The sequence below is a fragment of the Stenotrophomonas sp. 1L-E-5-B-C3 genome, from assembly GCF_057292075.1.
Map to the genome: position 1 here is coordinate 108,185 of NZ_JBXAWS010000014.1, position 24,776 is coordinate 132,960.

Here is a 24,776-nt window from a genome sequence, read left to right on the forward strand (position 1 = left end):
CCATGCTCGACGCTACAAAAACCGGCATCACCACCCCGGCGATGTACCTGGCGCTGTCGCTCATGCGCAGCGCCAGGCGCATCGCCGGTGCGGACGGGCCGGTCTCCAACTCCGACCGGCCCTGATCGCGGCCGCACCCCCGCAGGCGCTGGCCGCCATCCACACACGTGCCGCACTCAGGCGGCTTCGGACACCTTCACCTCGCGACGGGCGCGCACGGCCGCAGCCAGTCGCTCCAGCACCGTCACGGTGGTGTCCCAGTCGATGCAGCCATCGGTGATGCTCTGCCCGTAGACCAGCGGCTGGCCTTCCACCAGTTCCTGGCGACCACCGACCAGATGGCTCTCGATCATCACGCCAACGATGCGCTGTTCACCGTCTTCCAGCTGAACGGCGATGTCGTCGATCACCTTCGGCTGGTTCTCCGGGTTCTTCAGGCTGTTGGCATGGCTGGCGTCGATCATCAGACGCGTCGGCAGCTTGGACTTGGCCAACACCTGGCAAGCCTCGGCAACGCTGCCCGCGTCGTAGTTCGGCTGCTTGCCGCCGCGCAGGATCACATGGCAATCCGGGTTGCCGGTGGTCGACACGATGGCGGTGCCACCCTGCTTGGTGACCGACAGGAAGTGATGCGGGTTGGACGCCGCACCCACGGCATCGGCCGCAATCTTCACGTTGCCATCGGTGCCGTTCTTGAAGCCGACCGGGCACGACAGCCCCGAGGCCAGCTCGCGATGCACCTGGCTTTCGGTGGTGCGTGCGCCGATCGCGCCCCATGCCACCAGGTCGGCGATGTACTGCGGCGAGATCACGTCAAGGAACTCGACACCGGCCGGCAGGCCAAGCTTGTTGATGTCGCGCAGCAGGCCGCGGGCGATGCGCAGGCCCTTGTCGATCTTGAAGCTGCCGTCCAGGTCCGGATCGTTGATCAGGCCCTTCCAGCCCACCGTGGTGCGCGGCTTCTCGAAGTACACGCGCATGACGATTTCCAGTTCGCCGGCCAGTGCGTCGCGCAGCGGCTTCAGGCGCTGGGCGTATTCAATGGCAGCGTTCGGGTCATGGATCGAGCACGGGCCCACCACCACTGCCAGGCGGTCGTCGCGGCCGTGCAGGATCTGGTGCAGGGCCGCGCGCGAGGCGCTGACGGTGTCGGAGGCTTCATCGTCACAAGGCAGCATCGCCAGCAGCTGGGCAGGCGGTGTCAGCGGTTCGATGGTGCGGATACGCAGGTCGTCGGTGTGCGGGGGCATTGCAGGAGATCTCCGGAACGTTGGGGGTCCCCAGCGTGGCGGCATGAAAAAAGCCGCCAGGTTCGCTGGCGGCTTTCGGGAATGCGTCTGAAGCTTTCTTCAGGGTGAGCGCAGTCCTTCCTCCGCCAGTGGCTTCGGAAAGTAATACCAGTAAAAGCTGGTGGGGGCTGCGTTCATGGGATCTATTGATAGCACAGCTTTTGCGCAGTGCAAAATGTTTCATCCGCAACTGGGGATGCGGTTCAGCGATGTGCCCGCTTGAGACGACTACGCGGCGGCACGCATGCAAAGTCGCTCATCTGCCATGCACTTCCACATCCAGCAGCAGGCCTTCATGGATGTCCGCCCAGCGCTCCAGCACGCGGTCCAGCTCCTGCCTGGCTTCGTCCAGCTGCTCGGGGTTGAGCAGGGAGCGCGCGGTGTAGAGATCGGAGACCAGCTGCCGCAGGGTCGCTTCCGGAATGGCCACCGACGGCCCCTCCTGCCCCGGCAACTGCAACGCCGGGCTGTCGCCAAGAGGGCCGAACAGCGTGACCTGGAGCTTGCTCTGCATGATCAACTTCCCTGCGGACGGACATGGGCAATGCACTGTTTACCGTGTCCGGGTGACAGGCGCATGTGCCACCCCTGCTGAGGACCGGGATCTGCCTGCGTCTGCCGCCCCGCTACAAGGCGGCCAGGTCGGCCAGGTGCTGGGCCATGCTGTCCACCGCGCCCACCGCATGGGTGGTGGTGAAGTAGTCGTGCCAGCCGGTCGCGGCAATGCCTGCCACCAGCGCGTCGGCCTCCTCGCGACTGGCGCAGCGCCAGACCGCATAGAACTGCTCATCGCTGCCGTGCGGTACGTCCGTGGCAATGCGGCCCATCGCCAGCGGCGTGATGCGGGCTGGATCGAACTGCTGCATGCCGGCGCCGATACGGGCGAAGAAGGCATTCCGCTGCTCGGGCGGGAGTGTGGTCCAGGCAGGTGTGGCGGTATAGAGCTCAATGAAGGTGTGCGGCATGGTGGTCTTCCCTGAGGTGGTCGATTGGCGTCCGCCGGGCATGGCCCGGCGCTACCGGGATTGCAGCGAGCGCAGTGCGCGCTTGCGGATGTAGGCGTTGGCGGCGCTGTCGTGTTCGCGCTGCCAGCGTGTGCAGAGATCACGCAGCCACTGTGGCTGCGTCTTGCCAGCATCGTTGAGCCAGTTGCCAACCGAATCCTGCACATAGCGCACGGGATCGTTGGCGAGTGCTTCCAGCACCGGCAGCGCATGTTCCGGATGCTGCTTGAACAGCGCGATATGCGTGGCCCAGACGCCGCGCGGGCGCAGCGCCTCGCAGGCGAAGCGACGCAGGTATGGCGATGCGTCCTGTGCCCACGGCTGCAGGTACTCAAGCGCCTGCATCGGCGCAGCAACGATGTCGGCACGCAATGCCAGCCACGCCCATTCGCGCACGCCGAAGTGCGGGTCATCGGCCAGCGGTCGCATCGCCTGCAGCTTCGTTGCCAGCGTTGTAGAGGCATCGCTGCCGATCAGATAGCAGGCCCAGCCACGCACGGTGTCGGAGCTGTGAGCCTGCCAGAGCGCAGGCGCGCCCTGCCCCGCCCCGCGCAGCAGCTGTGCGGCCAAATCCATGCGCTGGGTGATGCCCTTGTCCGCAGCGTCGCGCATGCGTTGCAGCACCTCCGGTGCAAGCGCGGGGGCTACCACCTGCAGCAGCGCAGCGAAGTCCACTGCAAGGCACTCGGCCAGATGGGTCGTCGCGACGCTGCCACTGTTGAGCGCACACAGGCGCTCTGCGGCGATGGCACCGCTCATGCCGCAGTCTGACGCCCGGCGTCGGTGTGCTGCCAGACCTTGTGCAGCAACTGCGAAAGCTGCCGCTGTTCACTCGCCTCCAGGCCATTGAACAGTCCACCGATCCATTGCGTGTGCTGGTCGAACAATGACTCGGCCAGGCGCGCGCCCTTTGCGGTCAGCACGATCTGCAGGCGGCGACCATCCTCGGCATCGCTGCGACGCTGCAGCAGGCCTTCGCGCTGCAGGCCATCGAGCAGGCCGCTGATGGTGGCGCGGGTGACGCCTGCACGCTCGGCAAGTTCATGCGGCGGCAGCGTGCCACCCGCACCGTGCAGCAGGAACAGCACGATGAAGCGCCCCTCGCTGAGACCCTGTGGCGCCAGACGTGTGGCGCAGTCGCGATCGATCGACGATGACAGCGACAGCAGCTGGAAGCACAGGTGCAGCTGCGCGACGTTGGCATGGCCTCGTCGCTGTGCCTCGTCCAGCAAGGCATGGTGCTTGGCTTCGATCATCATTCATATCCATATACTTAGGCGCCTAATTATAAATCAGGAAGATGATGTCCAGTCAATCGACATGCGATGTCAGGAGGCCGATCCCAGCACCAGGCGTGCGATCAATCCCCCTCCGTCACGCTGCAGCAGCTGCAGTTCACCCGCATGCCGTCGTGCCACGTTGGCGGCGACGGCCAGACCGAGGCCGGTCCCGCCGGTGGCACGACTGCGCGAGCTTTCGCTGCGCTGGAAGGGTTGCAGCAGGCGCACGCGATCGGCCTCGGCGATGCCCGGTCCGCGATCCATCACGTCCAGCTGCACGCGATTACCTACCATGGCAACCCGCAGGTGCACGGCACCGGCATAACGAGCGGCGTTGTCGATGAGGTTGTCGATGGCCCGCCGCAGCAGGAGCACATCCCCCTGCCACGGCAGCACGTCCGGTCCCTCTGCAGAGATATCGACACCGCGCAGCAAGGCGCTTTGCACGCATTCCTCCAGCAACGCGGCCACGTCCAGTGCTCGCAACTCCAGCGGTTGCAGCTCCCCGCGCGCGTAATCGAGCACCTGCTCGATCATCGTGTCCATGCGCTCGATGTCGGCCACCATCCGCGCTGCCTGTGGCGGCGGTGCAAACTCCGCACGCAGGCGCAGGCCGGTCAGCGGCGTGCGCAGGTCGTGCGCCACGGCCGCCAGCATGCGGGTCATGTCCTGCGCCTGGTCGCGCAGGCGCTCACGACCGCTGCTGATCGCTGCGGCCAGCACCTGCACCTCGCGTGGGCCATCGTCCGGCAGCGGCGTCCCGTCCTGCAGGTCAACCCGCGCACTGGCTTCGGCCAGCCGGCGCAGGGGCCGTCCGATGCGGAGCGACGCCCAGGCCGCCAGCGGTGCCAACAGCACCGTGCCGGCCAACAGTGCAAGCAGAACCTGACCGCGCCAGGCCGCCAGATCACTGTGATCGCTGCCGACCACCTGCCAGCGATCATCGGCCTGGCGCACACCCAGCTCGAACGGCGGCCACTGCATGGCGGTCAGCAGTGCCGCCTGTGACGACAGCACCCCGGCACGCCCTGAAGCATCCAGCACCGTGCCGCCCTCGATGACCTGCACATCGGGGGCCTTGCCCTGCCCGGTCCAGACCAGGCGCACGTGATCCACCGGTACACCCAGCTGCAAGGCGGCCAGTTCGGTCAGCCAATCGTTGCTGCGGCCTTCCGGCGCCGAACTGACGACGGATAGATGCAGCCCCAGCGGCGCCGCCGCCTGTTCCCCCCGCAGTACCTGCAGGGCCTGATCCAGGCGCATCGGTGGCGGCGCCGGTCGTGGCATCCAGCCCACCACCGCGACGCTGACCAGGGTGGCCAGCAGCAGGCTGGTGAGGGCCAGCATCGCGATCCAGCGCGCAGTGGACCAACGCGCACTCACAGCACCTGGACCTCGGCATCGAAGCGATAGCCCTCGCCACGCAATGTCTGTACCAGGGCTTCAGCGCCGGGCGCGGCCTGCCCCAGCTTGCGACGCAGGCGGCTGATTGCCAGGTCGATGGCACGATCCACGCTGTCGCTCGGCTCGCTGCGGCTCAGCTGCAGCAGCTGCTCGCGCGCCAACACCCGCCCTGGACGTTCGGCCAGCACCAGCAGAAGAGAGAACTCACCACGGCTCAGTACCAGCTCCGCTCCATCCGGTGCGATCAGGCGGCGCTGTTCGGGCAGCAGCCGCCAGCCGGCGAAGCGCAGCTCACTCGCCACCTGGGTGCGCAGCTTGTCCTGCCGGCGCAGCAGCGCACGCACCCTTGCCAGCAGCTCACGCGGATCGAACGGCTTGGCCAGGTAATCATCCGCGCCCATCTCCAGACCGATCACCCGGTCCGGGGCACTGCCCATCGCCGACAGCATCAGGATCGGGATCGCCCGTGCCTGCAGCCGGCGGCAGACCGACAAGCCATCCTCGCCGGGCATCATCCAGTCGAGGATGATCACATCCGGTCGTTCGGCCTGCAGCAGCATATCCAACGCCATGGCACCGGCCGCCACGCGCACCTGGTAGCCATGCAACAGCAGGCAGTCGGCGATGGCGTCTCGGATGCTGGCGTCGTCATCGACGACGATGACCCGGGCGGGAGCGTTCATGTGCTCAGTATCAGCCAGCTGTGTATCAGGACGGTATCAACGCCGATATTCCCGCGATACGCCCGTGCCCGCCAATGGGCTCTCCACCCTCACTGCGGAGACACCCCGTGCGCCTCACCCTGCTTCCCCTGCTTGCTGCCTCGCTGCCTGCGCTGGCGGCCGATGCTCCCGAACACGTACTGCCGATGTGGATGCAGGGGGGTCATCCGGCCGTGGCTGTCTCGCTGGACGGGCGTGCCGAACCACTGCGTTTCGTGGTCGACAGTGCGGCCGGTGCAACCCTGGTGGATGACCGTGTGGCCCGGCGCTATGGCCTGGAAGACACCGATGCGGCGGTTTCGCATGCCCAGGGTGCCAGCGCAAAGGCGGCCGCGCTGCGGAGGATGCGCACCACCTCCTGGCGGCTGGGCAGCTGGCAGCTGCAGGCCAGCGGCACGCAGGCCGACCTGTCCTCGTTGGCGAAGGATGATGAAGCGGCCATTGATGGCCTGGTCGGCAACGACCTGACCGGGCGCTGGGACACGCGTTGGGACTTCGGCCGTGGCGAGCTTGCCTTGTGGACGCCGGGGCGTCTCGCGCTGGATGGAAACGGCTGCCAGGCCAATGCCCTGCCCGATCGCAGTGCCGGCCTGCGCCAGTTCGGCTTCATCACGCTGGCGCTGGGCGAGACCGGTGTGGAAGCCATCGCCGTGGTCGATACCGGCGCGGCGCAGACCGTGCTCAATGCCGAAGCCGCCCGTGCGCTGGGCGTGCGCACCGACGGCAGCGACATCCGCGTGCGGGTACGTGAGAAGGGCACCGAGGGCCTGGGCGGCGGGAAGCAGGCCACCTGGCTGTACACCCTGCCGAGCATGACCAGCGCTGGCTGGCGGCATCCACCGATGGAAGTCCGGATCAGTGAACTGCCCGTGTTCAAGGCGATCGGCCTCGAGACACGACCCGCGCTGATTCTCGGCGCCGACGCCATGCAGGGTGGACAGGTGGACATCAGCGCCGGGGCGTCACGCATCTGCCTGCGCCGGCCGGCCCGCTGAGCGCCGGCCGACGCCATTCCTACTGTGCTACCAGTCCATCACCCGCGGCGCCGGCCCCGGGTGCGACGGGAACAATGGCAGCACCTCTTCGGCCAGTTCCTGCAGCACCTCATCTGCGGGCCGATCGGCGAACTGGATGCCCAGCGCGGCGTGGTTGACGCCTGCCCGCTGCCAGGCCTGCAGCAGGTCGATCAGGCCCTTGCGGCCGGTGCGCAGGGTATAGCCCCCTTGCAGCGGCGTGCGTGGATGATCCGGGTCATCCACCAGGTCGATCCATTCGTTGGTCACGTGCGGGCGGAAGCCGCCGTCCGGGATCAGCGCGCGCCACGCGCGGATCTTCGCGGCCAGCCGTTGCGGACCGGCATCGTCATGGGTGGCCTCGGGATAGGTCAACCAGCCATCGGCATGCTGGCCGATCCACTCCAGCGGCTGACGCGCGCCACCGGTGACAACCAGCGGAATGCGGCCACTGACCGTAGGCGGCAGCAACTGCACGCCCTGCTCGGCCCAGGCATGCGTCATCCGCCCGTCCGCGCCCGGCTGCAGCCAACGGCGCATTTCACCCATGGCGCTGGCGAAGCGCTCACCGCGCGCCGCGTGCTCCAGTCCGTAGGCGGGAAACTCCAGCGGACGATCACCGGAGGCAACGCCCATCACCAGGCGGCCACCGGACAGCTGATCGACCGACGCCGCCGTCTTGGCCAGATCGATCGGATGGCGCAGCGGCAACACCACGCTGCCGGTGGCCAGCGCTACGCGCTGCGTGCGCGCCGCCAACCATGCAAGGTAAGTGAACGGGTCGAACAGCTGCCCCGCATCTCCGAACATCGGGTCGTACAGCGGCACATCACGCACCCACACCGCAGCAAAGCCGTGGCGGTCGATGTCCTCCACCAGCCGCGCCTGGCCCTGCAGCACGGCCATGTCACCCTGATAGAAGCGCAATGGCAGGTAGATGCCCAGGGTCAGTGCATCGGCACGGAACATGCGCTGGTAGCCCGGGTGCATGGCAAAGGCCGGGGCCGACGCACCCGGCATCACGATGGAGTCGTTCATGAGCGTCGTCTCCTTACGGGCCGGTGGCCGGTTCGGGCAGCTGCACGCCGCGCTGTACCGCAGGGCGTGCGGCAACGCGCGCGTACCACGCGCTCAGATGGCGATGCTGCGAGATATCGATATCGATGATGTGGGCGATATGCAGCCAGCCGAAGTGGGCGATGTCGGCGATCGAGTACTGGTCACCGGCCAGCCACTCGCGCCCGTGCAGGCGCTGGTCGAGCACGGCGAACAGATCGTCGCTCAACCTTCGATAGCGTTCGATTGCGGCCATGTCGGGCCGTTGTGCGAAGTACTCGAAGTGCACGCGCTGGCCGAGGATCGGGCCGACGCTGGCGGCATGAAACATCAACCAGGTCAATGCCTGCCAGCGTGCAGACGGCTCGGAAGGCAACAACGCGTTGCCCTGCTCAGCCAGGTACATCAGGATCGCCGCGGATTCGAAAATGACGATGCCACGCGCGCGATCCTCCAGCACCGGGATGCGGCCATGCGGATTGAGCCGCAGGAATTCGGGATGTCGGTGCTCGCCTTCGTCGATGCGGACGTGATGCAGGCGATACGGCAGGCCCAGTTCTTCCAGCGCGATGGTGGCCTTGAAGCCATTGGGCGAGCTGTCGGTGTACAGGTGCAGCGAAGGTTCGTTCATGGGGTTCCTGGACGGCAGGGAGCGACGGCACGCGCCAGCCTTCGATGCACGAGGGCCGACGATGCGGAAACAGGCGCTGCAGCAGCCGTGCAGGCAGTCTAGGAAAAGCCGGCGTGGCGTGGAAACGATGTCTTCTGCACGGGGAGTTGAGCCTGGCTCAACTTGCGAGGCAGGTGCGCGACAGCCTGCGCCACGGCCGATATGCTGTCGCCGCGCGGTGGATGCCGGCGAAGCAACGGGAGAACGGAATGGGTGCGGTTTTGCCGCTGCTGGGCCTGCGGGCCTTTGTTGAAACCGGCCGCCACGGCAGCCTGACCGCTGCCGCCGAAGCGATGGGGGTGACACCCGGCGCAATCAGCCAGCAGCTGCGACAGCTGCAGGAACGCCTGGGCGTGAACCTGTTCGATCGCACCCGTCATGGCGTGGTGCTCAGCGCGGCGGGCGCGCGCGTGTACCCGGAACTGCTGCTGGCTTTCGAGCAGATCGCACAGAGCCTGCAGACACTCGAACGCTGGGAAACGCGGCGCACGCTGCGTATTAGCGCCGCACCCAGTTTCGCCGCGCAATGGCTGGCGCCACGCCTGGGCGAATTCAGCGCACTGCAACCGCAGGTGGATGTGCAGCTCGATGCCAGCCCGGCGCTGGCCGACCTGCGCCGCGATGGCGTGGACATCGCGATCCGCCACGGGCTGGGGCGCTACCCCGGCCTGCATGCCGAGCATCTGCTGGCGCCGGTGCTGCTGCCAGTGGCCAGCCCTGCGCTGCTTTCCAGCGCCCCCGCCGTGGGCACCGTGCAGGATTGCCTGCAGCTGCCGCTGCTGCAGGATGCCGATCGCAGCGACTGGCGGCTGTGGTTCCAGGCACTGGGCCTGGCAACCGATGATCGACTTGAGCGCGGCCCTGCTTTCGATGACGACCTGTTGCTGATCCGTGCGGCGGTGGCCGGGCAAGGCATCGCGCTGGTACGCGACATCCATGCGGCCGAAGAACTGGCCAAGGGGCACCTGCAGGTGGTGATCGACCAGCCATGGCCGCAGGCCTTCGCCTACTACGCAGTGACGCGCGCCGATGCAGATGGCAATCCGGCGCTGCCTGCCTTCCTGGCGTGGTTGCGCGCAGCGCTGCAGGGCCACTAGATCCACGCCATGCGTGGATGATTCCCCCGCTTACCGCGCCTGCTCGAAGAACATCAGGTACACCAGCCGGCCGTTGTCCGGACGGTCACCGAATGCCGGACCGGCGGTGTGCCAGAACCAGGGCCGCAGCAGCACCAGGCGGTTGAAGCGCATCGGGATGCGCATCGTCATCTCCCACTGGCTGTCGTGGCTGCTGTCGCGCTCGATGATGTCGCGGTGCATGTCGCCGCCACTGGCATAGCCCAACGCGGCCAGCTCGCTGGCGTCCAGGGCCATCCGTTCGGTGTTGGTGCGGCGATGACGGAAGAACTCGGTGCCGCCCTCGCAGTGCTCTGGTGCGCTCAGGTAGAGAATGCCGGACCAGTGCGAGTGATCGGTGTGCACTTTCGCGCGGCCGACATCCCCGGCCAGGGTCAGACGGAATTTGCCATGCGACTGCAGTGGGTTGACCGGTCGCAACGGTTCATTGACCAGCCGCGACGCAGCTTCGGACAGGCCGTCCAGCTCCAGCCGCTCCAGTGAGTTGCGACCGGGGAATGCACCTTCCTGCGCCGGGTAGGTCAGGCCCAGTGCCGCCTGGCGCAGCCCCTGCGCATCGGCCGGGGAGAGGAAGTCGTCAACGACGATGAACGAGGTAGGCATGGTCACCGAGCGTAGCGATGCGCTGCCGTGGCGGCAACCTGGCAACGAAAAACCCCGCCTTGCGGCGGGGTTCTTCAGTGCAGCAGGGAAGCGTGCCGACCAGGGTCGGCAGCTACCGGTGCAGGCGCGGACCTTAGAAGTCCATGCCGCCCATGCCACCCATGCCGCCCATGCCACCGGCGCCACCCATGGCCGGCTCGTCCTTCTTCGGAGCTTCGGCAACCATGGCTTCGGTGGTGATCATCAGGCCAGCGATCGAAGCTGCGTTCTGCAGCGCCGAACGGGTCACCTTGGTCGGGTCCAGGATGCCGAACTGCAGCATGTCACCGAACTCGCCGGTGGCGGCGTTGTAGCCGAAGCTGCCGGTGCCTTCCTTGACCTTGTTGACGATGACCGACGGCTCTTCGCCGGCATTGGCAACGATCTCGCGCAGCGGTGCTTCCATCGCGCGCAGGGCGATCTGGATGCCGTGGTTCTGGTCTTCGTTGGCACCCTTCAGGCCAGCCAGCGCGGAGACCGCACGGACCAGGGCAACGCCGCCGCCCGGGACCACGCCTTCTTCAACGGCTGCACGGGTGGCGTGCAGGGCGTCGTCGACGCGGTCCTTCTTTTCCTTCATTTCGATTTCGGTCGAGGCACCGACCTTGATCACGGCAACGCCGCCGGCCAGCTTGGCCACGCGTTCCTGCAGCTTCTCGCGGTCGTAATCCGAGGAGGTGTCCTGGATCTGGGTCTTGATCTGCGCAACGCGCGAATCGACCGCAGCCTTGTCACCCACGCCATCGATGATGGTGGTGTTTTCCTTGGAGACCTGCACCTTCTTGGCGCGGCCGAGATCCTTGATGGTGGCCTTTTCCAGCGACAGGCCCACTTCTTCGGAGATCACGGTGCCGCCGGTCAGCACGGCCATGTCTTCCAGCATCGCCTTGCGACGGTCGCCGAAGCCCGGAGCCTTGACGGCCACGACCTTGACGATGCCACGGATGGTGTTGACCACCAGGGTTGCCAGCGCTTCGCCTTCGACTTCTTCAGCGACGATCAGCAGCGGCTTGCCGGCCTTGGCGACGCCTTCCAGCACCGGCAGCAGGTCACGGACGTTGGAGATCTTCTTGTCGTGCAGCAGGATGTACGGGTCATCCAGATCAGCGGTCTGCGACTGCTGGTTGTTGATGAAGTACGGGGACAGGTAGCCGCGGTCGAACTGCATGCCCTTGACCACGTCCAGCTCGTTGTCCAGGCCCGAGCCTTCTTCAACGGTGATCACGCCTTCCTTGCCGACTTCCTTCATTGCGTCAGCGATGATCTGGCCGATCGACTCGTCAGAGTTGGCCGAGATGGTACCGACCTGGGCGATCGCCTTGTCGTCGGCGGTCGGCTTGGAGATGCTCTTCAGCTCGTTGACGGCGGCCACGACGGCCTTGTCGATACCGCGCTTGAGGTCCATCGGGTTCATGCCGGCGGCAACAGCCTTGGCGCCTTCACGGATCAGGGCCTGGGCCAGCACGGTGGCGGTGGTGGTGCCGTCGCCAGCGTCGTCGTTGGTGCGCGAAGCGACTTCCTTCACCATCTGCGCGCCCATGTTCTCGAACTTGTCAGCCAGTTCGATTTCCTTGGCGACGGAGACGCCGTCCTTGGTGATGGTCGGAGCGCCGAAGCTCTTTTCCAGCACGACGTTGCGGCCCTTCGGGCCCAGGGTGGCCTTGACGGCATTGGCGAGAACGTTGACGCCGCGCACCATGCGCGAACGGGCGTCTTCACCGAAACGAATATCCTTGGCAGCCATTGCAGTTACCTCTTTGGTAGCGCCGGGCGATGCCCGGCGGCTGGGAATTGGAGATCAGGGGATGAAGCAGGTCGCGCCGAGGCTCAGCCGATGACGGCGAGCACGTCGTCTTCGCGCAGGACCTTGTACTCGACGCCTTCGCTCTTGTACGAGCTGCCGGCGTACTGGCCGTAGATGACCTTGTCACCGACCTTCAGCGACGGAGCGCGCACGCTGCCGTTGTCCAGCGGCTTGCCCGGGCCCACGGCCACGACTTCACCCTTGGTGGACTTTTCCTTGGCCGAATCCGGGATCACGATGCCACCGGCGGAGATTTCGTCGGCTTCGATCGGCTTGACCACAACGCGGTCGTGCAGCGGCTTGATGCTCATGAGAGACCTCTTAAGTTATTGATTGGTCTGAAAAAGTCTGGCGATGTTAGCACTCACCCAAGGTGACTGCCAGCATTGCTCGCGAAAAAGCCCGACGAATCGGGAGCAGGACAGAGATGGAGCTGGCCCCGGGCCTTTCAAGGCCGATCCCGCAAAAAATTTCACCGCCCGGCAAAGGCGCATCTAGGTGCTGCGTGAAGGCGGGGTTCCGCGTGCAACGCGACAAGCGGATGCCCCCAACCCTCGACATTTGGTGATACGCGTCGCACTGTCAGATATCTGACGTTCATTTACGACAAAGTGTCACTGGATCGGCCTTAGGCTCGGCCGCGCATTCCCAATCACAAGGAGTAGTCGATGCGATTGCTGTCCCCGCTTGCCGCTGCCTGCCTGCTGGCACTGGCCGCCGCGCCGGCCCAGGCCGAGGTCTTCATCAACGAACTGCACTACGACGACAGCACCGCCGCCGGCGACGTCGGCGAAGCGATCGAAGTCGTGGCCACCGCCGGTGAGGATCTGTCCGGCTACCGCCTGTACCTCTACAACGGCAGCAATCCGTCGGCGGCCGTGGTCTACGCCAACAACCCGGTTCCCGCCGGTACCGCTGCAGGCTGCGGCAGCGCCAGCATCGCCGTGGTCACCTACCCCACCAACGGCCTGCAGAACGGCCCGAACGATGGCATTGCCCTGGTCGACGCCAGCGGCAAGGTGGTCCAGTTCCTCAGCTACGAGGGCGCCATCACCGCGTCCGGCGGCCCCGCGGCCGGCATGACCAGCCAGAACATTCCGGTGGCCGAGACCAACAGCACGGCCCCGGGCACCTCGCTGCAGCTGACCGGCAGTGGCAGCCAGTACGCCCACTTCACCTGGGCCGAGTCGGCCAGGCAGACCTTCGGCAGCTGCAACAACGGCCAGACCTTCAGCGGTGGCGGCACTCCGGGCCCGAACACGCCGCCGTCGGTGTCCACCACCACCCCGGCCCAGGGCAGCAGCACCTTCCCCGCCGCCGCCGACCTGGAAGTGGTGTTCAGCGAGACGGTGAACCTGGCCAGCGGCGCGTTCGCCCTGAGCTGCGGCACTTCCGGCAGCGTGCCGTTGACCTTCCCGTCCAGCGGCCGCAGCGTGAAGCTGTCCACCAACACTGCACTGGTGGCCGGTGAAGCCTGCCGCTTCGACATCCGCGCCGCGCGCATCACCGACCTGCAGGGCGCACACCCGGCCGCCGACAGCCGCATCGCCTTCACCGTGGCCAGCACCGGCGGCAATCCGGACCCGGGCAACCCGGGCGTGCCGGCCGGTTACTACTCCAAGGTCAACACCAGCAGCCCCAGCCAGCTGCGCTGCTCGCTGCACGCCACCATCAAGGGCCACACCGCCTACCCGTACAGCGGCTCGGGCACCAGCACCTGGACCATCCTGGAGATCGCCGACGAGGATCCGAACAACAGCGGCAGGATCCTGGATGCGTACCGCAACCGCAGCTACGCCAAGGTGACCGATCGCGCCGGCAGCGGCGGCGGCCTGAAGTACAACCGCGAGCACACCTGGCCGAACTCGCTGGGCTTTGCCAGCACCACCGGCGACAAGGGCCTGCCGTACGCCCCGTACACCGACACCCACATGCTGTACCTGACCGACGCACAGTGGAACGCCGACCGCGGCAACAAGCCGTTCGGCAAGTGCGACGCCAACTGCGGCGAGCGTGCCACCGAGGCCAACAACGGCCAGGGCGGCGGCAGCGGTGGCTATCCGGGCAACTCGAACTGGGTACGCACCCCGGACGGCAACGGCGGCACCTTTGAAGTGTGGGGTGCACGGAAGGGCGACATGGCGCGTGCGGTGCTGTACATGGCCATCCGCTACGAGGGCGGCAAGGATGCGGCCACCGGCCAGTCCGAGCCGGACCTGGAGCTGACCGATGACCGCAGCAAGATCGTCAAGACCAGCAGCTCGCCGGCCTACATGGGCCTGCTGTCGACGTTGATCGACTGGCACCTGGCCGACCCGCCGAGCGCTGCGGAACGCGCCCGCAATGACGTGATCTACAGCTTCCAGGGCAACCGCAACCCGTTCATCGACCACCCCGAGTGGGCCACCCCGGCCCTGTTCACCTCGGCCAAGCCGGCCACCTGCCAGCTGGCCAACTGACCGCGCAACGCAGCGGTCCACTGCCGCCGCCGGGCCCTGACCCGGCGGCGGCCCTATACTCGACGGTCATGTCGACCGTCGATCCCGTCCTGCTGTTGTTGACCACCTGCCCGGACCGGGCCAGTGCCGAGCGCATCGCGCACGCGCTGGTTGGCGAGCGCCTGGCCGCGTGCGTCACACGACTGGAGGGCGCGCAGTCGACCTACCGCTGGCAGGGCGAGGTCACCACCGACACCGAACTGCAGCTGCTGGTGAAGACCACCGCGAGCCGCGTCGATGACGCAATCGCCCGGATCGTCGAACTGCATCCGTATGAACTCCCGGAGTGCATCGCGGTCGAAACCCGGGCCGGCCTGCCGGCGTATCTGGACTGGATCCGGGCACAGACCCGGGAGGACACTGATTGAAGACTTTGTTTGCGCGTGGCGCCGCCCTGTGCGCCCTGTTGTGGCTCTCGCTGCCGGCCTTCGCGCTGGATGAGAAGGACCTGCTGCCGGTAGACCAGGCGTTCGCGCTGACCGCGACCGCCCCCGAACGCGGCCAGGTGCAGCTGCAGTTCAAGATCGCGCCAGGCTACTACCTGTATCGCCACCGCACCAGCGTCAAGGCCGACCCGGCCTTCAACGCCGGCGCGCTGCAGATGCCCAGGGGCGACAAGCACCACGACGATTTCTTCGGCGAGGTTGAAACCTATCGCGAGCGGCTGCAGGCCACCCTGCCCGGCGCACCGACCGATGCAGCCGGCACCATCAGCCTGGAAGTGCGTTACCAGGGCTGCGCCGACGCCGGTGTCTGCTATCCGCCACAGAAGCGCGTGGTGCAGGTCACCCTGCCCGGCGGCGGTGCACAGGCGGCGGCCCCGGCTGCACGCCCCGGTGCGGCCAGCCCGTTCAACAACCCGCTGGCCGGTGCCGGCAACAGCGGCGGCCTGCGCCTGCCGGGTGCAGCCAGCAACAGCCAGGCGCTGCCACTGCCGTCGGAGCAGGCATTCGGCTTCGATGCCATTGCCAGCGATGGCAACACCCTGCTGCTGCGATTCAGCCCGGCGCCGGGCTACTACCTGTATCGCGACCGCACCTCGCTGAAACTCGAAGGCAGCGCCGGTGTGCTGGCCGACAAGCCGCGATGGCCGGCCGCACAATCGCATCGCGACGAGCACTTCGGCGACGTATCGGTGTACTTCAACCAGGTGGAGGTGCCGCTGCCGCTACGCCGTTCTGTCGCCGACGCGGTCGACAGCACCCTGGTGGTGACCTTCCAGGGCTGCCAGACCGACGGCATCTGCTACCCGCCGATGACGCGGCGGGTGAAGCTGCCGATCCCGGCCGGCAGGATCAATGCCAGCGCCGACCAGGCGCCCCCGCGCAGCGAGGTGATCAGCCCGCTGCCGACCGCCACCGGTGCACCGCGCGAGGCTGCCAATGGCACGCCGCTGCGCCTGCTGCCGACCGTGCCCAACACCGATGCAACGGCCCCGGTCGCAGCAGGTGACGGCGCTGCCAGCAGTGAATTCGCCGCCGATGCACAGGGTGACAACGCACTGCGCACGCGCCCGCCGGCGACCACGCCGAACCCGGACCGTTCGTTCCTGTGGGTCCTGCTGCTGGCCCTGGCCGGCGGCCTGGTGCTGAACCTGATGCCGTGCGTGCTGCCGATCCTGTCGCTGAAGGTGCTCGGCCTGGCACAGAGCGGTGAAAGCCCGCAGCGCGCGCGCAGCCATGCGCTCTGGTACACGCTGGGCGTGCTGGTCGCGTTCGCGGTGATCGGAGCGTTGATGGTCGGCCTGCGCGCGATCGGCAACGCGGTCGGCATCGGCTTCCAGCTGCAGCACCCGGGCGTGGTGGCCGCACTGGCCTACGTCATGTTCGCAGTGGGCCTGAGCCTGTCCGGGGTGTTCACCCTCGGCGGTGGCCTCGGCAACCTCGGCCAGTCGCTGGCCAGCCGCAGCGGCCCGGCCGGAGACTTCTTCACCGGTGCGCTGGCCTGCGTGGTCGGCAGCGCCTGCGTCGGCCCGTTCATGGGCGGCGCTGTGGCCTATGCATTCATCGCAACGCCGCTGCAGGCGATGACCGTGTTCCTGTTCCTCGGCCTCGGCCTGGCCCTGCCGTTCCTGCTGATCGGCTTCGTGCCGGCGCTGGCACGCCGCCTGCCCAAGCCGGGCCCGTGGATGGAAACGCTCAAGCACGTGCTGGCTTTCCCGATGTATGCCACCGCGCTGTGGCTGCTGTGGGTGCTGGGCAAGCAGCGCGGCGTGGACGGCATGTCGCTGGTGCTGGGTGGCCTGCTGCTGTTCGCTTTCGGCCTGTGGCTGTTCGAACGCAACCGTTGGACCGGCCCGCGTGCCGTTGCCCTGCTGGGCGTGCTGCTGGCCATCGCCGCACTGGTGCCGGCCTGGGGCGTCACCCAGTTGGCGCCGCCAGCGCGCGCCGCACAGGCGGCCACCGACAACGTGGTCGAGTATTCGCCGCAGCTGCTGGACCGCCTGCGCGCCGACAAGCGCGTGGTGTTCGTCAACATGACCGCCGACTGGTGCGTAAGCTGCAAGGCCAACGAGCGCGCGGTGCTGTCGCGGCCGGAGTTCAAGGAACTGCTCAAGCGCACCAATGCGGTGTACATGCGCGGTGACTACACCAATGTCGATCCGCAGATCACCACCTTCCTGGAAGAGCACAAAGCCGTGGGCGTGCCGCTGTACGTGGTGTACGGCCCCGGCGCGCCGCCGACCGTGCTGCCGACGCTGCTGACCCAGGCGGTGGTCGAGGAAGCGCTGCTGCGCACCGCACGATGAAATGGCAACGGCCAGCGCTGCTGTGGACAGCGGTGCTGGCCGCCGGCCTCGGCCTGTGGGCCGGGTACCGGCTGGCACCTACGCCGGCTGCACCTGCCGCAGCGCCGGTCGCTTCCCCTGCAGCCCCCGCGAGGCCTGCGCTGCAGGTGGGTGACCCACTGCCGGCGCTGACGCTGCCTGATCTAGAGGGCCAACCATTGGGCCTGCGCCAGCGCTTCGCCGGTCGCCCGCTGCTGATCAATGTCTGGGCCAGCTGGTGTGCCCCCTGCGTGGAAGAGATGCCGGAGCTGGCACGCTTTGCCCATACCCAGGGCAGCGAAGGCGTGCAGGTGCTGGGCCTGGCATTGGATACGCCGGAAGACGTGCGCCGCTTCCTGCAGCAGGTACCGGTGGACTACCCGATCGTGATCGAGACCCCGGGCCCGCGCGACGCCAGCGTGCAGCTGGGCAATACGCAGGGACTGCTGCCCTACAGCGTGCTGTTCGATGCGCAGGGGCGATTGCAGAAGGCGAAGCTGGGACCGTTCGCCCACGGCGAGATCGACAGCTGGGTGAAGTGAGGGTTCGGCAGGGCTGCGCCCTGCACCTGCCGAGGCCACAGCAACAGCCAAAGCGGCCCTGCAGTGCTGAGAATTGGGCGGGGCGGTGTGAGGCTGCAGGACACGCCGTAAACCCGTCCATGGGGGCTCGATGGCGCCATCCATGGCGCCAACGGTCCTGCAGCCCCACACCGCCCCACCCCCGACAGATTCCCGGTGCTTTTCGGTAGGTGTCGACCTTGGTCGACACATCCGTCAGATATCGAATGAAATTCTGGGGTCAGATCCCCAAGAGCATTTCCAACAGATCGCGGAAATCTGTCGAAGGCGGGGTGGGTCCGGTTGTGGGGGCGTGAGCCGCATGGGCCCGAGGCATGCCTCGGGCGGGTTGGGCAGGACGCCCAACCCCGGTCTTGTCGTGTGCGCAGGACAGCGCACACGAGCAAGCGGCGACCGAGCTTACATGGACGTACTTGCAGCGGCCCCCGCAACCGGCCCCACCCCGGCCTCCCCCAGGAAACCCGCTTCTGCTTCGGCTGTTGCACTTGCCGTGGCTTGAAGGCCTCTGCAGGTGCCGGGCGCCGCCCGGCCGATACCCCCTGCTTGACCACAGCCGGGGCGCCACGGAGAATTCCGCGACTAATTCTCATTTGCTGTTGCGCAGGATGCGGGCGGCAGCCTTCCAGGCCCTCCTCCTTCGATGTTCAAGAACGTCCTGTTCCAACTGCACTGGCTGCTGGGCATCACCGCTGGTGCCGTACTGGCCGTGATGGGCCTCAGCGGCGCCGTGCTGTCCTTCGAGGACGAACTGCTGCGTGCCGCCAATCCCGGCTTCGCCGCGATCGCCGAGCACCATGCCGATGGCCAGCCACCGCTGGCGTTGAGCGAGCTGATGCCTTTGCTCCAGGCCGGCAGTGAGCGTCCCCTGCAGCGCCTGCGGATCGACGCCACCGGCCAGCGGCCCTCGGTGGCGCGGTTTGCCGGAGGCAAGGAACACTGGGTGTACTTCGATCCGTACAGCGGTGAGCGCTTCAGTGCCCTGCGCGGTCAGGCCTTCTTCGACTTCATCGAAGACCTGCATCGGCACCTCGCTGCCGGCGAGCGGGGCAAATGGATCACCGGCAGCTGTGCGATCGCGCTACTGTTCTTCACCCTCTCCGGTCTCTACCTGCGCTGGCCCCGGCGCTGGTGGCACTGGCGCAGCTGGTTGGCGGTGGAGTGGAAGCGCAGCGGCCGTGGCTTCCTGTGGAGCCTGCACTCGGTGGTCGGCACCTGGGTGCTGCTGATCTACCTGATGAGTGCGTTGACCGGCCTGTGGTGGTCGTTCGACTGGTACCGCAGTGCCGCCAACACGCTGCTGGGCGTGACTCCGGCTGCGAAGCTCAAGGTTGCCGCCGACGCGGCACTGGACCTGGATCGCATCGAGGCCACGCTGTATGCATTACCGGGCGCGCGCAACGGGTACATCGACCTGCGCCTGCCGGAGAAGCCCGGGCAACCGCTCAATGTGCGCGTGATGGCCGGTGATCCGGCGCAGCGCGGCGGCCACCACGATCGCGCACATGACCTGCTGCAGCTGGACCCGGCCAGCGGTGCGATCCTCGATGCCCGCCCGTATGCAGGCCAGGGCGCCGGTGGACAGCTGGCCACCAGCGTGTTCGCGCTGCACTCGGGCAGCTACTTCGGCGTGCCCGGGCGCGTGGTGGTGATGCTCAGCAGCCTGGGCATGAGCCTGTTCTTCATCACCGGCTGGATGCTCTACCTGGACCGCCGCCGCAGCCAACGCACCGCGCGTGGGCTTCGCCAGTCGCTGCCGGTAACCACTGGCGATGGCAGCAACACACCCTGGCTTGTGGTGCACGCCAGCCAGAGCGGGCTGGGCGAGCAGCTGGCCTGGCGCGCAGCCGCGCAGCTGCAGGCCGCCGGGCACACGGTGCAGGTGTTGCCATTGGCTCGCGTTGACGCCACGCAGCTGGGGCGTACTGCGCATGCCCTGCTCGTGCTGAGCACTTTCGGCGACGGCGAACCACCGGATGCGGCGCGACGTGCTTCGCGGCTGCTGCTCGCACAGCGCGTGGACCTGTCGGGCCTGCAGTTCGGCCTGCTCGCATTGGGTGATCGCCAGTACCCGCACTACTGCGGTTTCGGCCGCCAGGTCGATGCCTGGCTGATCGGCAACGGCGCGCGCCCGCTGTTCGAGCGCATCGATGTCGATGCCGCCTCGGTACCGTCCCTGCGCCAGTGGCAGCAGCAGCTGGGCGCGTTGACCGGCATCACCACCGATGACAGCGTGCTGCCGGCTGCCACGCAGATGCATGACTGGCGCCTGCTCAGCCGCGACCGTCTCAATCCTGGCAGTATCGGTGGCGCGATCTGGCGTATCCGTCTTGCCGCGCCCACCGAGGTGCAGTGGCAGGCCGGTGACATTCTGCATCTCGCACCCCGCCACCATGCAGGGCACGCCAGTGCGGTGCTGAAGGCGCATGGGCTGGATCCACTGCAACCGCTGCTGGTGGAGGGCAACCCGCGCACGCTGTTGGCCCTGGCCAGCGAGCGCGAGCTGCCCGATGCGGACGCCGCGCTGGCGGTGCAGGATGCCTGCCTGTGGCTGCGCGGACTGCCGTTGCTGCCGGGCCGCGAGTATTCGATCGCCTCGTGCACCGATGACGGCGCAGTGGAACTGGTGGTGCGCCTGGTACATGACGCAGCCGGTCGTGCCGGACTGGGTTCGGGGTGGCTGTCACTGCATGCACCGACCGGCGCCAGCATCATCGCCCGCGTGCACCGCAATCCCGGGTTCCATCGCGTGCCGGGCGCGCCGATGCTGCTGATCGGCAACGGCACCGGCATCGCTGGCCTGCGCAGCCTGTTGCGCGAAGCCTCCCATGCCGGCGAGCACGGGCATTGGCTGCTGTTTGGCGAACGCCAGCGCGCGCATGACTTCCTGTTTTCCGAGGAAATCGAGGCCTGGCAGGCCGATGGCCATCTGTCGCGGGTGGACCTGGCGTTCTCGCGCGATGGCGACGGTGGCTACGTGCAGGACCGACTGCACGCCGCAGCCGATGCGCTGCGCGACTGGATGCAACGTGGCGCGGTGATCCATGTCTGCGGTTCGCTGCAGGGCATGGCCGAAGGCGTGGACCAGGTACTGCGCGCTGCGCTGGGTGATGAGGCAGTGGAGACGCTGTTGGAAAGCGGGCGCTACCGGCGCGACGTGTATTGAGCCATCCCGCCGGGCATGGCCCGGCGCTACCGTTTCAATCTGCCTCGGGTAGCGCCGGGCCATGCCCGGCGACCGCGGTCATGCCGCGCGCGCTGTCTGCCGCACCGGCTGCAGCTGGAACGCCCCCACCGCCTCGGCCAAGGCATGCACCTGCGCCTGCATCTGTGCGGTCGAGGCGCCGGCCTCTTCCACCAGGCTGGCGTTGCGCTGGGTGCTGGCCTCCATCTGCACGATGGTCTGGTTCACCTGCGCGATGCCGGCATGCTGGTCCTGCGACGCGCTGCGGATGCCGGCCAGCAGGTCAGCCAGCTGCTGCACGCTGCCGACAATCTCGCCCATCGTGGTGCCAGCCTGTTCAGCCTGCTGGTTACCTTGCCCGACACGCGCCACCGAATCTTCGATCAGCCCCTTGATCTGCTTGGCCGCCTCGGCGCTGCGCTGTGCCAGCAGGCGCACTTCGGCGGCCACTACAGCGAAGCTGCGACCCTGCTCTCCGGCGCGCGCCGCTTCCACCGCCGCATTGAGCGCAAGGATATTGGTCTGGAAGGCGATGCCATCGATCAACTGGGTGATGTCACCGATGCGTCGCGAGGCTTCGCTGATGCCGTGCATGGTCGCCACCACCTGGCCGACGGCCTCACCACCTCGTCGTGCCACCGTCGCTGCGCCCTGCACCAGTGCATCGGCGCGGCCTGCGGCGTCGGCGTTGCGGCCGACCGTGTCGGTCAGCTCATGCATCGACGCTGCGGTCTCTTCAAGGTTGGCCGCCTGCTGCTCGGTGCGCTGTGACAGATCGTGGTGACCGGCAACAATCTCGCCAACACCCGTATCCAGACTGGACGTAGCCTGCTGGATGCGGGTGACAATGCGGCCCAGCTGCGCCACGGTGGCATTGGCATCGTCGCGCATGCGTGCGAACACGCCCTGCAGATCGCCCTCCATGCGCACGCTGAGGTCACCGCGTGCCAGCGCGGCCAGCAATGCCTGCAGATCGCCGAGGTTGGTTTCGAAGGTCGCCAGAAGCCGGTTGATGCTGGTCGACAGCGTACGCACGAAGCCTTGCTTGCCGTCCAGCGCGATGCGCCCGTGCAGGTCACCATGTGCAGCGGCATCGACCAGTGCCGCGACCTCGGTTTCCAGCAGGGTTTCCAGCGCCCGGCTGCGCCATTCCACCGCAACACCGAGGAAATGGCCCTCGTCGATGATGGCGTTGGCGATCAACTGGTAGCGCACGCCGGCGTGGCCGATCTCGCGCTCCTCGCGCTGGCGCACGCCGGCCAGGCTGGCCAACGCCGGATGCAGGCGCACCGCATCGCTGCCCACCAGCTCCTCGGCCTGCAGATCCAGCAGCTGCAGCAGCGCAGGGTTGGCATAAGCCACCTGGCCTTCGGCATCGACCACCATCAGGCCGGTCTGTGCGCTGTCCAATGCCTGTCGCACGCGGGTATTGCCGCGCGCTACCGCACGCTCGGTTTCGATACGCGCGCGCAGGCGCTGCTGCATGTCGACCAGGCGCTGGGCCAGCTGGCCGATTTCATCGTTGGCGTTGTAGACGCGCAGCGTGGTGTCCAAGCGGTCGTCGGCAATGTCGCTGGCGAAGCGCAGGGTGTCCTGGATCGGCTGGCGTACCGCGCGCAGCACCAGTACCAGGCTGGTGATCAGCACACCGGCAACCAGCAGCAGGGTCAGTGCGAACAGCACGCTCATGGTGCGTGCCCCGGCCTGCTGGCGCGCCTGTGCCTTTCCCAGCGCGGCGACCTGGGCCTGCTGGAAGGCGGCCAGCGCCGGTGCGACGCTGGCCGCAGTGTCCAGCAGCGACTGCGCTTCCACATCCAGGCCGACGCGGGCCGCGGTGTAGCCCAGCAGCGCGACCTGATAGTTGTCCATGCCGGTGCGCACGGCTTCCTGCACATCGGTGGGCAGGCCCACCAGTGCGAGGTCGAACGGCAGCTTCTCCTCGCTGGCACGGTCGGCATGCACGGAATCGCCATCAAGCAGCAGCATTGCTTCCTGTCGGCGCATCTTCTGCAGGGACAACCCCAACGACGGCCGCTGCAGCGCATCCACCTGCGTCTGCAGGGTGTCTGCGGCCTGCTGCAGCTGTGCGGCAAGGCCGGCATCGCCACGACCCATCTCATCGACGCGTTCGAACAGGGCGACCACACCCTGCGAGAACGCGCCGGCGGCTTCGGTCAGCGCCTGCAGCGCCTTGCGCCGTCCGGCATCCATCGGTATCGCGCGCAGTGCCTGAAGATCGGCCTGCAGCGCCTTCTGCGTCGCCAGCAGCTGCGCGCGGTCGGCATCGTCGAAACTGCGTGCATACTGGGTCTGCAGGCGGCGCGCTTCCGCCACCCGCGTGGCGAGGCTGGCGGCGAGATCGCTGCCGCGCTGGTAGCTGGCCTGGTCGTGTGCGGCCCGCGTGCTGCTGTGCCCGGTCCAGGCATGGACGGCGGCGATCGCGATCAGGCCCAGGCCACAGACCCACAGGGTCGCCTTGAGCTTGTTGGCCACGCTGAGCCGGTGCGGCTGCAGCCACAGCAGCAGGCCGGGGGACGCCGAGCGCAACGCGGCAAGCCGCATGCGCAGGGACCGGAGGTGGGGGACAACGGCCGACATGACAGACTCCAGGCGGAAGGACGCACCTGTATCGGCTGGATGTGGAGCAACTTTAGGCGTTTTTTCATCCGTGGCGGCGGTCGCCGATGGATACGGCCTTTGTACCGGGCCCAGGCGACGGGGGCATGACACCGCTATAGCGCTTGACCTCAACCCCGGTTGCGGGAGCACAGTGGACCTCCCTCCCCCGACCGGTGCCCGCATGACGACGCTCGATGTCCCCCGCTACCTGCAGCGGCTTCAGCTGGATGCGCCACCGCCGTTGACACTGGCCGGCCTGACCCTGCTGCAGCAGCGCCACAACGCACTGCTGCCGTTCGAGACCCTCAGCTGCCTGCTGCGCGATGCCGTGCCGATCGACCTGGACAGCGTGCAGCGCAAGCTGCTGGACGAACGCCGCGGCGGCTATTGCTTCGAGTTGAATGGCGGCCTGCTGGCGCTGCTGCAAGCGCTGGGCTTCGATGCGCGGCCACTGAGCGCGCGCGTGCTGCTGGCGGCAAAGGACGGCGAGCTGACGGCGCGCACCCACCTGCTGCTGCGCGTGCAGGTGGAGGGGGATGACTGGCTGGTGGACGCCGGCTTCGGCAGCCTGACCCCGACCATACCTCTGCGCCTGCACGATGCGCAGCCACAGGCCACACCGCACGAGCGCTATCTGCTGCAGCGGCTGCCCAACGACGGAGATTTCGTGCTCTCTGCCGAATCCAACGAGGGCTGGCGGGCGATGTATCGCTTCGACCTGCAGGCGCCGGCGCCGATCGACAACGTGGTGGGCAACTGGTACGTGTGCACCCATCCGGATTCGAGCTTCCCCGGCCAGCTGCGCGCGTCGCTGACCGGACCGGACTGGCGCCGCACCATCGGTAGCGGCAACTACACCGAATACCGGCCCGGGCAGGCACCGGACAAACGTCCGCTGCATGATGTTGGCGACGTGCGCGAGGTGTTGCAGCAGCGCTTTGGCATGCAGCTGCCGGACGACCCGCGGCTGGACCCGGCGATCAACGATTGGTTGCAGCGCTCGCGTGCCGCGACGCTGTAGATACCGTGTCGCCCTCGCCTAGGCAAGGACGACGTCAGGCTCAAAGGGTCGGCCACTTCTCAGTACGCCCCAAATCAGATGGATGAGCT

Annotated in this window: 22 protein-coding genes; 9 read left to right on the forward strand and 13 right to left on the reverse strand. The window is 67.5% G+C overall.

What is annotated here, in order from left to right:
• Positions 1–2 precede the first annotated feature (2 nt).
• Positions 3–125, forward strand: a complete 123-nt coding sequence (locus tag AC0Z6F_RS16975; protein ID WP_485617916.1) for a hypothetical protein — start codon at positions 3–5, stop codon at positions 123–125.
• A gap of 51 nt (positions 126–176) precedes the next feature.
• Here AC0Z6F_RS16975 and AC0Z6F_RS16980 read toward each other — a convergent pair whose 3' ends face one another.
• From AC0Z6F_RS16980 to AC0Z6F_RS17010, 7 genes are all read right to left on the reverse strand, one after another.
• Positions 177–1,250, reverse strand: a complete 1,074-nt coding sequence (locus AC0Z6F_RS16980) for a 3-deoxy-7-phosphoheptulonate synthase (protein WP_065723533.1) — start codon at positions 1,248–1,250, stop codon at positions 177–179.
• 295 nt (positions 1,251–1,545) lie between these two features.
• Complete coding sequence (locus AC0Z6F_RS16985) at positions 1,546–1,803, reverse strand: hypothetical protein (RefSeq protein WP_006396514.1); 258 nt, start codon at positions 1,801–1,803, stop codon at positions 1,546–1,548.
• A 112-nt stretch (positions 1,804–1,915) separates the two neighbouring features.
• The gene (locus tag AC0Z6F_RS16990) at positions 1,916–2,254 is read right to left on the reverse strand and encodes a DUF6616 family protein (protein WP_100469684.1); all 339 of its coding nucleotides are present in this window, start codon (positions 2,252–2,254) and stop codon (positions 1,916–1,918) included.
• A gap of 51 nt (positions 2,255–2,305) precedes the next feature.
• A complete protein-coding gene (locus tag AC0Z6F_RS16995; RefSeq protein ID WP_485617918.1) occupies positions 2,306–3,052 on the reverse strand; it encodes a DNA alkylation repair protein in 747 nt (248 codons plus the stop codon).
• Positions 3,049–3,549, reverse strand: coding sequence for a MarR family winged helix-turn-helix transcriptional regulator (locus AC0Z6F_RS17000; RefSeq protein WP_032973275.1), 501 nt, complete (start codon positions 3,547–3,549; stop codon positions 3,049–3,051). Before AC0Z6F_RS17000 ends, AC0Z6F_RS16995 begins: the two co-directional genes overlap by 4 nt.
• A 72-nt stretch (positions 3,550–3,621) precedes the next feature.
• A complete protein-coding gene (locus tag AC0Z6F_RS17005) occupies positions 3,622–4,920 on the reverse strand; it encodes a sensor histidine kinase (RefSeq protein WP_485617921.1) in 1,299 nt (432 codons plus the stop codon).
• A 32-nt stretch (positions 4,921–4,952) separates the two neighbouring features.
• Entirely contained in the window at positions 4,953–5,660 is a 708-nt protein-coding gene (locus tag AC0Z6F_RS17010; RefSeq protein ID WP_065723538.1) for a response regulator transcription factor, read from the reverse strand.
• A 74-nt stretch (positions 5,661–5,734) separates the two neighbouring features.
• Between AC0Z6F_RS17010 and AC0Z6F_RS17015 the strand changes: the two genes are divergently transcribed.
• Entirely contained in the window at positions 5,735–6,694 is a 960-nt protein-coding gene (locus tag AC0Z6F_RS17015) for a retropepsin-like aspartic protease (protein ID WP_176698939.1), read from the forward strand.
• A gap of 27 nt (positions 6,695–6,721) precedes the next feature.
• Here the strand turns inward: AC0Z6F_RS17015 and AC0Z6F_RS17020 are convergent, their stop codons facing one another.
• Both AC0Z6F_RS17020 and AC0Z6F_RS17025 read right to left on the reverse strand, forming a co-directional pair.
• Positions 6,722–7,750, reverse strand: a complete 1,029-nt coding sequence (locus AC0Z6F_RS17020; RefSeq protein WP_012512248.1) for an LLM class oxidoreductase — start codon at positions 7,748–7,750, stop codon at positions 6,722–6,724.
• A 13-nt stretch (positions 7,751–7,763) separates the two neighbouring features.
• Positions 7,764–8,399 carry a glutathione S-transferase family protein gene (locus AC0Z6F_RS17025; RefSeq protein ID WP_006396593.1) on the reverse strand — a complete coding sequence of 212 codons (636 nt, stop codon included), beginning with the start codon at positions 8,397–8,399 and terminating at the stop codon, positions 7,764–7,766.
• 248 nt (positions 8,400–8,647) lie between these two features.
• Here AC0Z6F_RS17025 and AC0Z6F_RS17030 point away from each other — a divergent pair, with 248 nt between their 5' ends.
• A complete protein-coding gene (locus tag AC0Z6F_RS17030) occupies positions 8,648–9,535 on the forward strand; it encodes a LysR substrate-binding domain-containing protein (RefSeq protein WP_485617924.1) in 888 nt (295 codons plus the stop codon).
• 30 nt (positions 9,536–9,565) lie between these two features.
• On the opposite strand, the gene AC0Z6F_RS17035 is transcribed toward AC0Z6F_RS17030, so the two are convergent.
• The 3 genes from AC0Z6F_RS17035 to AC0Z6F_RS17045 form a co-directional block, all read right to left on the reverse strand.
• On the reverse strand, positions 9,566–10,177 hold the full coding sequence (locus AC0Z6F_RS17035) for a DUF6445 family protein (protein WP_485617926.1): 612 nt from the start codon (positions 10,175–10,177) through the stop codon (positions 9,566–9,568).
• 133 nt (positions 10,178–10,310) lie between these two features.
• Positions 10,311–11,960, reverse strand: a complete 1,650-nt coding sequence (gene groL, locus AC0Z6F_RS17040) for a chaperonin GroEL (RefSeq protein WP_485617928.1) — start codon at positions 11,958–11,960, stop codon at positions 10,311–10,313.
• Positions 11,961–12,043: 83 nt separating this feature from the next.
• Positions 12,044–12,331, reverse strand: coding sequence for a co-chaperone GroES (locus tag AC0Z6F_RS17045; protein WP_006396661.1), 288 nt, complete (start codon positions 12,329–12,331; stop codon positions 12,044–12,046).
• Positions 12,332–12,688: 357 nt separating this feature from the next.
• Between AC0Z6F_RS17045 and AC0Z6F_RS17050 the strand changes: the two genes are divergently transcribed.
• The 5 genes from AC0Z6F_RS17050 (at position 12,689) to AC0Z6F_RS17070 (ending at position 21,029) form a co-directional block, all read left to right on the forward strand.
• Positions 12,689–14,479: an endonuclease gene (locus AC0Z6F_RS17050; RefSeq protein WP_485617930.1), complete on the forward strand. Its 1,791-nt coding sequence runs from the start codon at positions 12,689–12,691 to the stop codon at positions 14,477–14,479.
• Positions 14,480–14,547: 68 nt separating this feature from the next.
• A complete protein-coding gene (gene cutA, locus AC0Z6F_RS17055; RefSeq protein WP_006396762.1) occupies positions 14,548–14,886 on the forward strand; it encodes a divalent-cation tolerance protein CutA in 339 nt (112 codons plus the stop codon).
• The gene (locus AC0Z6F_RS17060) at positions 14,883–17,267 is read left to right on the forward strand and encodes a protein-disulfide reductase DsbD family protein (protein ID WP_485617933.1); all 2,385 of its coding nucleotides are present in this window, start codon (positions 14,883–14,885) and stop codon (positions 17,265–17,267) included. Before cutA ends, AC0Z6F_RS17060 begins: the two co-directional genes overlap by 4 nt.
• On the forward strand, positions 17,264–17,827 hold the full coding sequence (locus AC0Z6F_RS17065; RefSeq protein ID WP_485617935.1) for a TlpA family protein disulfide reductase: 564 nt from the start codon (positions 17,264–17,266) through the stop codon (positions 17,825–17,827). Before AC0Z6F_RS17060 ends, AC0Z6F_RS17065 begins: the two co-directional genes overlap by 4 nt.
• Before the next feature lie 679 nt (positions 17,828–18,506).
• The gene (locus AC0Z6F_RS17070; RefSeq protein WP_485617937.1) at positions 18,507–21,029 is read left to right on the forward strand and encodes a PepSY domain-containing protein; all 2,523 of its coding nucleotides are present in this window, start codon (positions 18,507–18,509) and stop codon (positions 21,027–21,029) included.
• A 78-nt stretch (positions 21,030–21,107) separates the two neighbouring features.
• Here AC0Z6F_RS17070 and AC0Z6F_RS17075 read toward each other — a convergent pair whose 3' ends face one another.
• Complete coding sequence (locus AC0Z6F_RS17075) at positions 21,108–23,645, reverse strand: methyl-accepting chemotaxis protein (RefSeq protein ID WP_485617939.1); 2,538 nt, start codon at positions 23,643–23,645, stop codon at positions 21,108–21,110.
• Between the two features lie 202 nt (positions 23,646–23,847).
• Between AC0Z6F_RS17075 and AC0Z6F_RS17080 the strand changes: the two genes are divergently transcribed.
• Positions 23,848–24,687, forward strand: coding sequence for an arylamine N-acetyltransferase family protein (locus AC0Z6F_RS17080; RefSeq protein WP_032973311.1), 840 nt, complete (start codon positions 23,848–23,850; stop codon positions 24,685–24,687).
• Positions 24,688–24,776 lie beyond the last annotated feature (89 nt).

Excerpts from the sequence above, each read along its gene's own strand:
- AC0Z6F_RS16980 (WP_065723533.1), bottom strand. The coding sequence starts at position 1,250 with ATGCCCCCGCACACCGACGACCTGCGTATCCGCACCATCGAACCGCTG.
- AC0Z6F_RS17080 (WP_032973311.1), top strand. The coding sequence starts at position 23,848 with ATGACGACGCTCGATGTCCCCCGCTACCTGCAGCGGCTTCAGCTGGAT.
- AC0Z6F_RS17005 (WP_485617921.1), bottom strand. The coding sequence starts at position 4,920 with ATGCTGGCCCTCACCAGCCTGCTGCTGGCCACCCTGGTCAGCGTCGCG.
- AC0Z6F_RS16975 (WP_485617916.1), top strand. The coding sequence starts at position 3 with ATGCTCGACGCTACAAAAACCGGCATCACCACCCCGGCGATGTACCTG.
- AC0Z6F_RS17020 (WP_012512248.1), bottom strand. The coding sequence starts at position 7,750 with ATGAACGACTCCATCGTGATGCCGGGTGCGTCGGCCCCGGCCTTTGCC.
- AC0Z6F_RS17045 (WP_006396661.1), bottom strand. The coding sequence starts at position 12,331 with ATGAGCATCAAGCCGCTGCACGACCGCGTTGTGGTCAAGCCGATCGAA.
- AC0Z6F_RS17070 (WP_485617937.1), top strand. The coding sequence starts at position 18,507 with ATGTTCAAGAACGTCCTGTTCCAACTGCACTGGCTGCTGGGCATCACC.
- cutA (WP_006396762.1), top strand. The coding sequence starts at position 14,548 with ATGTCGACCGTCGATCCCGTCCTGCTGTTGTTGACCACCTGCCCGGAC.
- AC0Z6F_RS16985 (WP_006396514.1), bottom strand. The coding sequence starts at position 1,803 with ATGCAGAGCAAGCTCCAGGTCACGCTGTTCGGCCCTCTTGGCGACAGC.
- AC0Z6F_RS17010 (WP_065723538.1), bottom strand. The coding sequence starts at position 5,660 with ATGAACGCTCCCGCCCGGGTCATCGTCGTCGATGACGACGCCAGCATC.
- AC0Z6F_RS16990 (WP_100469684.1), bottom strand. The coding sequence starts at position 2,254 with ATGCCGCACACCTTCATTGAGCTCTATACCGCCACACCTGCCTGGACC.
- AC0Z6F_RS17035 (WP_485617926.1), bottom strand. The coding sequence starts at position 10,177 with ATGCCTACCTCGTTCATCGTCGTTGACGACTTCCTCTCCCCGGCCGAT.
- AC0Z6F_RS17065 (WP_485617935.1), top strand. The coding sequence starts at position 17,264 with ATGAAATGGCAACGGCCAGCGCTGCTGTGGACAGCGGTGCTGGCCGCC.
- AC0Z6F_RS17050 (WP_485617930.1), top strand. The coding sequence starts at position 12,689 with ATGCGATTGCTGTCCCCGCTTGCCGCTGCCTGCCTGCTGGCACTGGCC.
- groL (WP_485617928.1), bottom strand. The coding sequence starts at position 11,960 with ATGGCTGCCAAGGATATTCGTTTCGGTGAAGACGCCCGTTCGCGCATG.
- AC0Z6F_RS16995 (WP_485617918.1), bottom strand. The coding sequence starts at position 3,052 with ATGAGCGGTGCCATCGCCGCAGAGCGCCTGTGTGCGCTCAACAGTGGC.
- AC0Z6F_RS17000 (WP_032973275.1), bottom strand. The coding sequence starts at position 3,549 with ATGATCGAAGCCAAGCACCATGCCTTGCTGGACGAGGCACAGCGACGA.
- AC0Z6F_RS17015 (WP_176698939.1), top strand. The coding sequence starts at position 5,735 with ATGGGCTCTCCACCCTCACTGCGGAGACACCCCGTGCGCCTCACCCTG.
- AC0Z6F_RS17030 (WP_485617924.1), top strand. The coding sequence starts at position 8,648 with ATGGGTGCGGTTTTGCCGCTGCTGGGCCTGCGGGCCTTTGTTGAAACC.
- AC0Z6F_RS17075 (WP_485617939.1), bottom strand. The coding sequence starts at position 23,645 with ATGTCGGCCGTTGTCCCCCACCTCCGGTCCCTGCGCATGCGGCTTGCC.
- AC0Z6F_RS17025 (WP_006396593.1), bottom strand. The coding sequence starts at position 8,399 with ATGAACGAACCTTCGCTGCACCTGTACACCGACAGCTCGCCCAATGGC.